This window comes from uncultured Shewanella sp., from assembly GCF_947501665.1.
In the GTDB taxonomy this organism is placed as follows: domain Bacteria; phylum Pseudomonadota; class Gammaproteobacteria; order Enterobacterales; family Shewanellaceae; genus Shewanella.
Genome location: NZ_CANMWS010000006.1, coordinates 136,529 through 150,387, shown reverse-complemented (window position 1 = coordinate 150,387; position 13,859 = coordinate 136,529). Strand labels below are relative to the sequence as shown.

General features: G+C 38.3%; 10 protein-coding genes. 7 read left to right on the top strand and 3 right to left on the bottom strand.

Annotated elements, in window-relative coordinates; all coding sequences use genetic code 11:
- Positions 1-46 precede the first annotated feature (46 nt).
- From Q0976_RS06085 to Q0976_RS06065, 5 genes are all read left to right on the top strand, one after another.
- Positions 47-1,705, top strand: coding sequence for a hypothetical protein (locus Q0976_RS06085; RefSeq protein ID WP_299492076.1), 1,659 nt, complete (start codon positions 47-49; stop codon positions 1,703-1,705).
- Positions 1,706-1,863: 158 nt separating this feature from the next.
- Positions 1,864-2,076, top strand: a complete 213-nt coding sequence (rpmE, locus tag Q0976_RS06080) for a 50S ribosomal protein L31 (protein WP_298771542.1) — start codon at positions 1,864-1,866, stop codon at positions 2,074-2,076.
- Between the two features lie 1,221 nt (positions 2,077-3,297).
- Positions 3,298-4,545: a malic enzyme-like NAD(P)-binding protein gene (locus tag Q0976_RS06075; RefSeq protein ID WP_299492074.1), complete on the top strand. Its 1,248-nt coding sequence runs from the start codon at positions 3,298-3,300 to the stop codon at positions 4,543-4,545.
- A gap of 80 nt (positions 4,546-4,625) precedes the next feature.
- Positions 4,626-6,539 (top strand): RNase E specificity factor CsrD, encoded by a 1,914-nt coding sequence (gene csrD / locus Q0976_RS06070; RefSeq protein ID WP_299492072.1) that lies wholly within the window; start codon positions 4,626-4,628, stop codon positions 6,537-6,539.
- Positions 6,540-6,544: 5 nt separating this feature from the next.
- Positions 6,545-7,333 (top strand): ElyC/SanA/YdcF family protein, encoded by a 789-nt coding sequence (locus Q0976_RS06065; protein WP_299492070.1) that lies wholly within the window; start codon positions 6,545-6,547, stop codon positions 7,331-7,333.
- Here Q0976_RS06065 and Q0976_RS06060 read toward each other — a convergent pair.
- The 3 genes from Q0976_RS06060 to Q0976_RS06050 form a co-directional block, all read right to left on the bottom strand.
- A complete protein-coding gene (locus tag Q0976_RS06060; protein ID WP_299492069.1) occupies positions 7,289-8,449 on the bottom strand; it encodes an MFS transporter in 1,161 nt (386 codons plus the stop codon). The two genes, Q0976_RS06065 and Q0976_RS06060, sit on opposite strands and share 45 nt — an antisense overlap.
- 164 nt (positions 8,450-8,613) lie before the next feature.
- Positions 8,614-9,093, bottom strand: a complete 480-nt coding sequence (locus Q0976_RS06055) for an excinuclease ABC subunit A (RefSeq protein ID WP_299492067.1) — start codon at positions 9,091-9,093, stop codon at positions 8,614-8,616.
- Between the two features lie 176 nt (positions 9,094-9,269).
- Positions 9,270-10,088 carry a class I SAM-dependent methyltransferase gene (locus Q0976_RS06050; protein WP_299492065.1) on the bottom strand — a complete coding sequence of 273 codons (819 nt, stop codon included), beginning with the start codon at positions 10,086-10,088 and terminating at the stop codon, positions 9,270-9,272.
- Positions 10,089-10,566: 478 nt separating this feature from the next.
- Between Q0976_RS06050 and Q0976_RS06045 the strand changes: the two genes are divergently transcribed.
- Positions 10,567-11,292, top strand: a complete 726-nt coding sequence (locus Q0976_RS06045) for a trypsin-like serine protease (protein ID WP_299492063.1) — start codon at positions 10,567-10,569, stop codon at positions 11,290-11,292.
- A 235-nt stretch (positions 11,293-11,527) separates the two neighbouring features.
- Positions 11,528-13,858: a S8 family serine peptidase gene (locus Q0976_RS06040; protein ID WP_299492061.1), complete on the top strand. Its 2,331-nt coding sequence runs from the start codon at positions 11,528-11,530 to the stop codon at positions 13,856-13,858.
- Position 13,859 lies beyond the last annotated feature (1 nt).

Genomic DNA, 13,859 nt, shown 5'->3' with positions numbered 1-13,859 from the left:
ACGACTTGAAAATGCAGGATCTCTATCAACACCTAAGAAGGATCGAATGGTAAATATAATAAGAAAAGTGATCACCGCTAGTGTGTTACTGATAAGCCACTTAGTGTTAGCTGAAGTCTCTCATGTCAGTATTAATCAAACTTTGTTTGAGGTGGGAGACACTGCTGATTTTAGAGTCAATATTGTTGCCGAAGATATTGATGATGTGCGCTTTTATATGCATGATGGAGAGAGTGAAGAGCGCTTATCAGTAGAAGAATTAAATACTTTTATGTTAAATGTCACAGGAGAGGTGCCTGTGCTAAGTCAAGAGCCATTACTCATTGTTCATGAATATCTTGATGGTGAATGGCAAAAAAGGCAGCAATTCTCACTTAAATTGTCATTGCCTTCGTCCATTCAAGATAACAGTATTCAAAAAGCGTCCGATTCTCAAGGGCAAGCTGTAAACAATGGCGTAACATTGACGAACAATACTGAAAGTACCTTCGCTAATTCATCAGATATTGATGTATCAAGTGTCTCTTCTAAAGCGACTGAGTCGGGTCTAGATACCGCTAATTTAGGATCTTCGGCTATGGTCAATCAAAGTGCAGCCAATAATAATGTGGCGAACGTGGGAGGGCAGAATCTCAGTGAGTTGAATATTAATAGTGTAAGTGAGAGTGATGTTGGATCATCCCTATCGACAGCGAATGTGGATTTAAATGAAGAGCAAGTGATAGCAGAATTAACGTCTTCATCGGCGACGGACACGAGTCAGGTGTCAAATATTGCTAATACTAATAATAGTATTAGCGTCAACCCATCAACTATAGACACGAGTGTAACTGCGACGGACACGAGTCAGGTGTCAAATATCGCTAATACTAATCATAGTATGAGTACCACCCCATCAGCTATAGACACGAGTTTAGCTGCGACGGACACGAGTCAGATGTCAAATATCGCTAATACTAATCATAGTATGAGTACTAACCCATCAGCTATAGACACGAGTGTAACTGCGACGGACACGAGTCAGGCGTCAAATATCGCTAATATTAATCATAGTATGAGTACCAACCCATCAACTATAGACACGAGTGTAACTGCTGCGGACACGAGTCAGACGTCAAATATCAATAATATTGATACCAATAAAATTGCATCACAAGATATTAATCATAGTAATAAAAAAGATATTAAAGGCAGTGAAGATGCTCATGTCATCAAAAAATCAAATGTGCCTGAGCCCGAGTTTAAAGCTCATGGAATTAATGCAAAAGTAGATACGACTCATAATATGAATATTATTGAAAGTGACAATATTGTGAAAGCAAATCGTGAGTCAGTGGTTAATAAAAATAATGACATAGCGTTGGAAAATTCATTTGAAATGACGCCGTCGAAGTTGGTTGTGACTGAAGGCACTATAAAAGCGCCAACATCTGTATCGCAAGAAGTCGCAAAGGCAGAGGCTACTTGTCCTATTTTAGTGGCTAAGGATGAAACCTTGTGGAAGATTGATTTACGTTATCATAAGCAATGGGGAATAGGCTTGTTTGGTGGGGCATTAGCGTTATTTGAGGCTAATCCTAGTGCATTTAATAAAGGTAGTATTCATGGCTTGAAAGCAGGCGTGCGTTTGAGCTGTCCTTCCCATGAAATCCTCGCTAAGTACCAAGATGAAAGTCTCGCTGAGCGATTTTTTCTAGCGATGTGATCTCCGTTTATGGTGGCAGGTGATTTCAATAGGGTAATAGGCTTGTAACTCATCATTATCTGCTGTAAAATCCTGCGACTTAAAATATTGTATTCACAGCATGTGGTGTCCGACTTCGGGTTGGAAGAGCGACATGGCCTTAAATTGAGGTAATTCCAATGAAAGCAGGCATTCATCCTGATTACGCAGAAATCACTGCGACTTGTACTTGTGGTAACACTATCAAAGTAAACTCTACTGTAGGTAAAGATTTACATTTAGACGTATGTGGTGCTTGTCACCCGTTCTACACAGGTACACAAAAAGTTATGGATACGGGCGGACGTATCGATAAGTTCAACAAGCGCTTTGGTGCACTTGGTAAGAAGTAATCATTACTTCTGCATTGAATTTAAAAAGGCGCCTTATGGCGCCTTTTTGCTGTCTACGTTTTTTACTTTAACCTGTACTCGGGATAAGCAGCGCCGCTTAATAGCCCTCTATTAGACACGAAATCCCGCCTTGATATAGACAAAAATAGCGGTATTTAGCCAAATTAAACAGTAAAGAATAATTGGTTTGACTTTAAATTGTTGATTTAATTGGTTATTTGTTTTCTTTGACACTCGTCATTCCGAGTTCAGGTTATTTTAGACTAAAGTCTCGCTTTCCATGTTTATCGCCGTGATTAAACCATCTTTATTTCGAACATCATTTATATCCGTGATACTTGAAAATGCAGGCTTTAGCTGGAATGAAAAGTCTTTTAGACAAGGTCATTCATTACTCCTGCATAAATGACATTTCCATCATCCTTGATGGTCAGCTGAACATAGTGCCTAGTGATCCTAAGCTGATGTTCAGTTACGCTGTATAAAAGGCTTTCCTTTTTACTCAAAAGAGTTAACCCTTTGGGCGGTCTGTAAAAGCACCTATATCGAAGTTGCATCACCTTAAAAGGTAATAAGCATTTTTGCACCTTTTCTTTTACAAGAATACGCCTTGAATTAGGATCTTTTACAGGCTCTGAAAACATGCATCTTTAAGTATCACGGGTATGAAGGCGACAGATCAGCAGCCCCTGATTAAACTGATCAATTGGGTATACTCTTTAAGTCGTATTGACGCTGATTAAGGTTATATTATTCTTATAAAGACACAATTGACTCTATGGACAGAGGTCTAACCTGTTTCTTAGGTTAATTTTATGTTAAGCACCTTTGATGTAGCTTTTATGTCGCTTAATAGAGCAAGATTATTAATACTTGAAATTATATTGGTAAGTTTTACAATATTTTTTTCATTTTTAGTGCAAAACATACTGTTTAAATAGACTTTGAACGTATTATTTCTACATAATTGAGGTTGAATATTATAATTAAGTCTTCTAGATAATTAATAAAAATGAAGCTTTAATAACATCTCTATATCATTAGGTCAGAAAAAGAAAATCTATAGTTTGAAAAGCGGGTAAAATCGCGTATCTTTAGCGCCTCAATTTAAATGCTGCATTGATTTTTCATTTTTTTGTTTATGAAAATCGAACAATGTGGTTGTGTTTTAGGTTACTGGCCTATTACAAAATATTATTCGTCGCACTCAGGATTAAATAAATGGCAGATTTTCGTCAACAAGCTCTCGACTATCATGAATTTCCGGTTCCAGGCAAAACCGCAGTTTGTCTGACTAAACCCGCTGAAACCAGTATGGATCTCTCACTTGCGTATAGCCCAGGGGTCGCTGAGCCTGTACGCGAAATTGCAGAAAATCCAGAAACGGCTTATCGGTATACAGGAAAGGGGAATACCGTTGCGGTTATTTCTAATGGTACTGCTATTTTAGGTTTAGGTAATTTAGGGCCATTAGCCTCAAAGCCTGTTATGGAAGGTAAAGCACTTCTCTTTAAACATTTTGCAAATATTGATGCGACCGATATTGAAGTGAAGCATGATACATCTGAGCAGTTCATTAATACTGTTGAGGCTATTGCAGATACATTTGGCGGCATTAACCTTGAAGATATTAAGGCGCCTGAATGTTTTGAAATTGAAAAAGCATTAATCGAACGTTGTAATGTTCCTGTTTTTCATGATGATCAACATGGTACTGCGATTGTGACGGCTGCAGGGATGATCAATGCATTGGAAATTCAAGGCAAAAAAATTGAAGATGCCGTGATTGTTTGTATGGGAGCGGGCGCAGCAGCAATTGCCTGTATGACGATGCTAGTGAAGTGTGGTGTTCAACGTAACAATGTGTATATGTTGGACAGAAAAGGTGTGATCCACAGTGAGCGTACTGATATTAATGAATATAAAGCGCTATTTGCTAACCATACTGAAAAAAGAACCTTAGAAGATGTGATTGTTGGAGCTGATGCTTTCCTCGGTTTGTCAGGCCCTGATGTGTTATCGGATGAAAATGTGGCATTAATGGCGGATAAGCCTGTTATTTTTGCTTGTTCAAATCCAGATCCTGAAATTAAACCTGAATTAGCCCATGATATTCGCCAAGACTTGATTATGGGGACTGGAAGAAGTGATTACCCTAACCAAGTGAACAATGTTCTGTGTTTTCCTTTTATTTTTCGTGGTGCATTAGATGTGCGTGCATCAAAAATTAATGATGAAATGAAAATTGCAGCGGTGCATGCAATTGCTGACTTAGCAAAAGAAGCGGTACCTGCTTCAGTGTTAGCAGCATATCCTGATGTTGAGGCGTTGAGCTTTGGTCCTGATTATGTGATCCCTAAGCCAATGGATCCTCGCCTTTTATCTCATGTGGCGAAAGCCGTTGCACAAGCGGCTATTGATTCAGGTGTATCCGTATTAACTGCTTTACCTGAAGATTATATGGTTTAAGTGGAAATGTGTAATACTAAAAGGGCGCCTACTGGCGCCTTTTTTGATGGTAATCGTTGGAATAAAGGGAAGTCATTAGCATGAAACTCACCCGTATGCTGAGTAAAAAATTGACGAGCTTTTGGTTAATCTCTTTAGCTGGGGTGGCGTTTATCTTTTTTTTTACAGCGGTACTCAGTTTTGTTCAACTGACTTATGAGTTTCAGCAACAGAAAGTCAGAGAAATAGAAAGCATGCTTGTGAGTCATTATAAGCATGATAATGAATGGAAATTTGATTCTTGGCTGCCGCCTATTTTAATTGCTTTTAAGGCCAAACATTTCTCTCTTAGTAAAAATGGTGAGAAGATTTTTGAATATAAAGATAAAAATGGGCACCCTAATATTGTGACTTATGAAAAAGTCATTAATAAAGAGCAGGGTATTGTGATGAAGTTGACATTACCAGAGCCCTTTACACTTAAGCATGTGGGTTGGTATGAAGCGCTAATTATGTTACTAGGGGGACTGATTGTTGTTGCGGTTGTCCGTTTTGGTTTTTATTGGTTTTCAGAACAATTAGAGGGCATTGAACATCTTGCTCAGCGAAGTCAACGAATTTTAAAGGGGGATTATGATAAAGCCCTCACAGAAACAGGTGCAGGTCAGCCTAGAGTGATAAACAGAGCGCTGACTCGGTTGCTTCAAGAGTTAGAAGATGCATCAAAACAAAGAGCGCGTTTTGATCAATCCATTCGTTCTAATACCTTTTTAGATCCTGATACAGGCATCGGTAATCGTGTTTTTTTTGATAATCGTCTTGATGCATTGACCGATGAGCAGAAAATGACAATGCCCGGTGTGATGTATTTTTTAGAAATAGAAGATTTAGACTTACTGCAACAAGATAGCAGTCAGGAAAAGGTAGATGAAATACTCTCTTTAATTATCTTACCTATAAATCAAGTACTATCGTTACAAGTTAATAGCTTTTTTGCACGTCGTTCTTTTAATCAATTTGCCATTATAGTGCCACAGATCTCCCAGACTGAGGCAGATAGATTAGCGGCTAAGTTATTGAAAATTTGTTTAAGGCAAGTGGCGAGTGTCATTGGACAAAGCAATGATTTTGTGCACTTGGGAGGCGCCTATTTTAATATTGGAGAAGATAAAGCCATTTTATTAGAAGAAGCCGACATGGCCTTAAGAGCGGCTCAACTCCAAGGAACCAGCAGTTGGTTTATGTATGATAAAGGTGCATTAGATCGTGATTTATCAAAAGGCTCAGTTCAATGGAGAAGCTTTCTTGAAAGTGCGTTAGTTAGTAAAAGGGTATTTGCATTTTCTCGTACCGTTTTCGATAATGAAATGCTTGAGCAGCATAGAGAAGTGACTTGCAGGCTGAGAGATACGCAAGGTCATCTTATTCGTGCGACTTTATTTTTGCCTATGGCGATAAAGTGTGGTTTAACGCCTCAAATCGAAAGACAAGTAATTGAAACTGTTCTTTTTGATATTTTACGGAGTCAAAAAGGCGAAGGCACTAAATACAGTATCAATTTGAGTTTGGATACATTAATGAGTCGTGCTTTTATTCGTTGGCTGATGCGCATTTTGTTAGAATATCGACACTTAACATCGCACTTAATTTTTGAAGTGAATGAAATTATCGTCGTTAATCATCTAGACAAAATACAAGATACCTTAAATATGATGCAAAAAATGGGTGCCGCATTATGTGTTGACAGAGTCGGCCAACAGGTTGTGAGCGCTCAATATATTAAACAATGTCATTTTGATTTTGTTAAGCTGCATAAGTCAATTATTCGAAAAATTCATCTTCGAGAAGAAAACCAACTTTTTATTAGAAGTTTAATGGGGGGGATGCCTCGTAAAGATATTATTTTTGGTGCAGAAGGAGTGACGTCATTTGAAGAATGGCAAACCTTATTGATTTTAGGTGTTAATATTGGGCAAGGTCCATTTTTTAGTGAGCTTATTGAAGAAGAAGTGTAATAACAATGTTTTATATTAAATGGATACTAGGTAATTTGTTGATGCCTTTACCTATTGCGTTATTTTTGAGCGTTATGGCTTTAGTATTATTTTGGCGTAACAAAACAAAACAAGGGGCTATTGTATTACTGTTTTCCCTTTCAGGCTTATACGCATTAAGTTTATCACCCGTAGCGTTTTCATTGATTAGCCCATTAGAATATCAATATCCTGCATTTAATGACGAGAAAGTGGCGTTTATTCATGTGTTAGGTAATGGACATATTGAGGATGAGACGTTGCCTATAACGAGCCAATTAACTTATACATCGACCTTAAGGGTGGTAGAGGCAGTACGAATATGGCGTTTAAATCCCCAAGCACACCTTTTGTTATCGGGGTATGCAGGGATAAGTGCAAAACGTTCGACTGCTGATATGCATAGAGAGCTTGCTTTATCTTTGGGCGTACCCGCAGCGCATATTCAGATTTTTGAACAACCAAGAGATACAGAAGAAGAAGTGCAAGTCATAAAAGGAGTGGTTGGGCAACATAAGGTCGCCGTTGTGACAACGGCGAATCATATGAGGCGTACGATGACGTTTTATGAACAAGGAGGTGTGAATGTGGTACCTGCACCAACGATGCACCTGAGCCGTAACAGTCCGATCGCTTTTAATATCACTCAGTTATATCCAGAGGTTCAAAATTTACAAATGTCGACATGGGCGATACATGAATGGTTAGGTATTATTTGGCAAAAGATAAAGTTAGTTTTTTTTAATGAAAAAACAAAAGGAAATAATGAACAGTAATAAGGTGGATATTATTGATGCACTTAGCATGTATTGATAAGAGCTAAGTTGACTATGAGCTTCAATAAAAGAGAAGATGCTGGAGGTGAGAGCAAAAGCAAAGGTAAATAAAGCTGAAGCGATCCCTTGGGCTTTATTGATATAAATCATTGCAGCGCCTGTGGATAAAGGAATAAAGAAGCCTAGACTAAAACACATAATGTAAATTGAAATCATCATATACAACAGATTGTTATGTGAAAAAATAATACCTGCGATACTCACACTTAATAATAACAGTGCTGCGATCTTCATGTAAGCTTGATGACTTAAGTGTATGTAATGCCTATAAGTTAAAATACCGCCAATATAGATAATGCTAATTCCAAGCAAGAATAGGTTGTAATGAATATCACTGATAACTTTTATATCGGATAAAACAAGATGTATATTGGTTAAGATCACTTGCATAAATAGCGTAAAACTAATTCCTATGGCGGCACAATTCAATACAAATTGCTTTTGAGATAGACAGTATTTAAAGTGTGAGAGTATGTTTTTTAAAGCAATTAATTGTTGTGGTTTTTTATCTCGAGAGAGAATAAATAAAGCAGAAAAAAACAACACTACTTCAATACAAGCCATAAAGTAATACGCCCATCGCCAATTAAGATCTAACATCGCACGAGAAAGATAAGACGCCACTACAGGGGCGATAATAATGTACATAGAGAAATGAGAAAAGCTGTGTTTCATTTCTTCATTATTGTGGCTATGGCGTAATACAATGGCACGGGCAATTGCTGAGTAGCTTCCTGTTCCACTACCAATGAGAATACAGCCTAAATAAAACGTAATTTCACTGTCTGCACTTCCCGTTACTAATAGTCCACAAATAGAAGTTAATTGAGCAATTTTTAAGACTTTTTTCACTCCCAAAATATCTGAGAGTGTGCTCAATAATATGGCTGATAAAGAGAAAAGTAAGAAAATAAGTCCAATACCTGAATGAACTCTATTTGTGCTTAAACCTAGGGATGTTGAAATGGCATGAGAAAGTGGCGGAGAAAGCATTAAGGTCATATAGCCAATGAAACACAGGGCGTATGCTAACCAGTTGAAATAAATGCGCTGCATAATCAGCCTAATTGATATTAATGGACATTAGAAAGTTTAACTCTAATTGGCAATATTGACCGTTTTTAAAAGGTAATGTTGATTGAAAAGAAGAATAAAATTGGGCAAAAACCTATTTATTCAATACGTAATGAATAGATAGGTTTTTGAAGAAAGATGGTCAACTATTCAAATTGATAATCACTGGGAGCATTTGTTGTGATGTTTGCCTTATCGAGTTTGACCACATCACCCACTAAAGCAACGCCGGCGATGATAGCCCCCGCCCCACATTGAAAAGTCGTATCACTGATGGTGAGGTTATCTCGGTAATTGGATTTGATGTTAATCACAGCATTTCCACCTACACTTCTGGCTTTATTGCGTAACTCTTTCATTGCGGATAAAAAGACCCACTGACAGGCTTCTTTATCGGTTTTATTAAACGCATTGGTTTTATTATTGGTGCTAAATTCAACATAGCTTTTTAATATGGGTGGATGCTCTGTATTGCCAAAATAGAAGCTGATATCGTCCCCAAGAATACTTTTAGACTGCTCAAGTGCCAGAGTGTCACTGACGGAATAATTTTCTATGGTATCTCTCGCAAATGCTGAATGTAAAAATAGAGGGTACAAGAGAAAGGCAAATAATAATTTTTTCATTGATTAATCCCATTGTTATGAGTCGTGATGAGTGAGATATTTTGAACATCATCTTAGCTTAGTTTAGCTGTGCGCTGTCTTAACAATGAGAGAAAAAAAGGAAAATTAATCTTAATAACAAATAACCTAAGGAAGTGTTTATATCCCTTAGATTATTTGTGTTAATTATGTGTTTTTTATGCTTTATGTCCTTTGATTGAGTAAATTAACGGTACCGACTTTCCTTGGTGTGTTGAAGCATATTGACCCTGAGACACTTCTACCAGTGACGCTGAGACAGCATAGGGAGAATACGGATATTCATTAAATGCATCAATCATAATACCAGCGTTAAGTAATGCATTGATGACATCACTTAAACTGTGTGACCACAGCGCCAGCGTATTAACTTCATGATTATGGTTTTCAGTATATGTGGGTTCTTGGATGATTTGTGCTTGCTTGGTATCAAAGTAATCATCACCGGATAATAAATCATTAATGGGATGAAATTCTGCAAGATAAAATACGCCGTGTGGCTTTAATCGTGCGCTGAGTCCTTGTGCCCAGCGATTAAGATCGCTGAGCCAGCAAATGACGCCATAGGAAGTAAATACAATATCAAAAAGTTCAGAAGTTTTTTCTTGCTGTTTTTCATCAAAGTATTGATAAATATCATTGCAGATAAAATTAGCATTGAGTCCTGTTTTATTTGCCAACTGGCGAGCTTGCTTAATGGCTACAGGTGATAAATCAATGCCAGTGACATTGGCTCCTCGTTTAGCCCAGGATAAGGTGTCTAAACCAAAATGACATTGTAAATGCAATAAAGACTGATTGTTGACGTCACCTAAGGCTTCCCGCTCTATGGTATTTAGGCTACATTTGCCGCTAAGAAAACCAGCTACATCATAAAAATCTGATTTGATATGCCGTAAAGTACGTTCATTCCAAGCTTGCTGGTTGAGATCTAAATATGCTGTGGTGTGATTGTTTTTATTTGCTTTTGAAGACATATGTCTTTCCTGAATTTAGGGTGTTATAACCCTCATCAATAAACGCTGACGATAATTCAGTGAGCCGAGTGAAGTGACTCTAAATTGCTAGCTAACACATTGTTATTAAATGTGGTTAGTCTTTTTCGCTCTTGCTCTGATTATCGCAGCACGGGTGTGCAGTATTCAGAGCGCGTGATTGAGAAAAAGTGACGAGCAAAATCTCTTTGACACGTATACATAGTTAATCCTCCTTTTTAACTAAATGACAGATATTGTTAATGGATAGGCATAATAATTTTGATTGTCTGATAAATCAACATTTTAATGAGTATAAAGAATTAATAATAAAATGTGAGTAATGTCATTATGTATGGCTTGACCCTGCCACTCCAAGTGGTTTGGGTTGCTTGACTCAACTATGTTTAATGGATGGCTGTCACAGAGGAGCTTTATCTTGTATTTTTTGAGAACAATACAGCATCGGGTATATTTCATTTTGTTGATATTGATTAGCACTAATGTGTACTCATCAATAGAGAATGATCGTCTTGGGTATGAAAAAATACAATGGGATCGCATTGGAAAGTTACGTGTTAAAAATAAGATAAGCTGTACGGCAACATTAGTGGCGTCTAACTTAATCGTGAGTGCGGCTCATTGTGTGTTTGATAGAGATAAAAAGGCCTATGTGAGCCCTAAAGCACTGACATTTTATGCAGGACTCAAAGGCGCCTATGCGAGAGCTGTCGCAAGCATAAAATCCTATACTGTGCCCAGTGACACTTTTCCTGAGGGGCAATTTGATGAAAGTGCGTTACTCATTGACTGGGCGCTATTGGAGCTTGAAAAACCTATTGGTTGTATTTTGGGGCATTTTCCACTGTGGAATAGTCATGTTGGAAAATTAGAACAGTTAATTACTGCAGGTTATACCAGCGATAATACGAAACAACTGACGCGCACAAATACCTGTGTATCTGCGTTACCAAGAAGCGGTACTTCGATGTGGCGCTTAAAAAATTGTGCGTTAAAAAAAGGCGATTCGGGTGCGCCTATTTTGGCATTATTAAAAGGGCAAAGTACACCTTATGTTGCGGGGATTATTTCAGCGGGAGCAAATGATAGTCAAGGACGTTTTCGTGTTGTTGCTGTCCCATCCGAGCAATTTATGAAGACTATCAATAATAAAGCAACGCCTTGTATGACGTCAGATATTAATTAGTATTTCTGTTCTTTATCTGTATTCTTCTTTGCCACTCATCAAATTAATCAGCTTATTATCTTTTCGATCTATTTTTATATACCCATAAAGTAAAACATATAATCATTTATTTGTAATAAATAATATAAAACTTAAGTCTATGTTTTATTTTGGTTAATTTGTGTGTTTAATGATTTCATAGTTTTGCGGAAATGTAATCCAAGTGAAACTGCAAGGATGAGGAGCAGTCTAAAGCATGAAGAATATATTTAAGTTTTCAAGTGTGTCTACCGTGGTATTACTTGCCTTAAGTGCTTGCGGAGGGGGAGATAGTCAACACCTCAATACAACCGACAATTCAGAGAGTAGTATAAAATTGTCTGCTGCAAATGTGGAAATTACCTCGGCTAAACATTGGATCCCAGCCGAGTCTCGTTTGTCGGTTGAACCAACATTAAGCAGTGGCGCCAGCATTACCTTTAAAGAAGGTGAACAAATGATTATACCAAAAGATAAGGTATATCATTTCAGTCATGGCACACTGACGATGTTAGAGGATAATGCTTTTCGTTATACCTCATTAACCGGTGAAGACGCCGAAATTCTTTATACGGTCACGTTAGATAATCAATCGGCCAGTGCATCGATTGTGATTTCGAATGTGATTAGTGATCCCTTAGCGGATCAGCAATGGCATTTACGCAATACAGGGCAAAAAGCTTATGCGCTCAGTGACGAATTAGGACAAGCGAAGATTCAATTACTCATGGAAGAAGGCTTCAGCGAAGCGGATGCCATAGTGGAAGCTGAGAGCTTGTATCAGGAAAATTTAGCCAAACTTGTTCCTGGTGAAGATATGGATGTGGCTAAAGCCTATTCTTATGGGGTAACAGGGCAAGGGATGACGGCAGTGGTTGTTGATAGCGGCCTTGAAATCACTCATGAAGATTTAATTAATAATATTGTGCCTAATAAATCTTTAAATCTTGATGGGGCGGTTTTAAATAAAATGGATCCCACATCACTGGCTGAAGATGGCGATCATGGTACCAGTGTCGCGGGGTTAATTGCAGCTGAAGGTTGGAATGGTTTAGGGGGACGAGGTGTTGCACCCGATACTCAACTCATTGGTATGAAGTATTTAGGGAATCAAACTGCTGCTTCACAATCGGATTTAATTGTGCATGGTTTTCCAGGCAGTGGTCTCTCTGTTCAAGATAATATTGCCGTTTTTAATCGCAGTTACGGGAGAACTTACCCCGCTTTTTTTAGTTATTCAGAGATTGAAGAAGAGATCCATTCTTATCCTGTGTTGAATTTAAGAGAGGGCAAAGGGGCGCTGAATGTTAAAGCCAGTGGCAATAGTTTTATTAATGACCGTAATGGCCGTGCTGAAGGCTCTGTTTGTTTAGACAATGGGGCGAATACATTAGGGCTAACGTGTTACAGTAGCAGTTTTGAGTCGAGTCAGGCCGACCCTTATTATTTGAGTGTAGCGGCTGTCAATACCGATGGTAAGCACACCAGTTACTCCACAGCGGGTCCTAATATATTTGTTTCTGCGCCTGCTGGTGAATATGGCCAGTGGGCACCAGCAATGGTGACGACAGATCAAATGAGCTGTCTAAAAGGGTATGCGAGCTTTAATAGTCCCTGGGCTCAGTTTTATGGTGAAGAACTTGCCGCGCAGCTTTTCCCGTTTAATTATCCGGCCCATGAAGATAACCTAAGCTGTAACTATACTTCTACTTTTAATGGTACCTCTTCGGCAGCTCCTAATGTTTCGGGTGTCATAGCCTTGATTTTATCGGCTAATCCGTCATTAACTTGGCGTGATGTTAGGCATATATTGGTGTCTACGAGTAGTCCAGTGGACTTGGAAGATAAGCCTGTATTGCTAACAATGCCTAGCGGAGCGTTTGTTGCTCATGATGCATGGGTTACTAATAGTGCGGGATATGCCTTTAATAATAAATATGGTTTTGGTCGTGTGAATGCGGGCGCTGCTGTGGCAATGGCTCGATTATATGATAAAGATTTAGGTAAACAGTTTATCAGTGATTGGCAAGGGAAAGGCACCAGTGTTAATGAAGACTCTCTTGAAAAAGTGATTAAAGATAATGAATTAAACGGTGTGACTGTCACTGTTGATGTTGACGAGGATCTTACCTTGGAGGCTGTACAATTTAAGTTCGATATTTTCAATAGCGACATGCTCAGTGAATTGATGGACAGTGAAGGCAAGCGATTTAATACGACAGCAGGCATGGATTTAGCCATTGAAGTGATTTCTCCAAAAGGGACACGCAGTGTACTACTGTCATCCAAGCAAGCGTTAATAGTGCCTGCTTATTCTTTTAGTGAAGGAATGCAAGAAGGTTATATTGTCAAAGATGGCGTCTTTTTATCCAATGCATTTTACGGTGAATCCAGTAAAGGGAGTTGGACGGTTCGCCTATTAGATACCAATGGCGAAGATATGCCTTTATCTGAGCCAGGTGCTGATGTGACTCAAGCGCAATATTATTTGAATAATCGAGAAGATAGCATACTAGAAGGTGTTGCGATGAGAGTATTCGGACATTGAA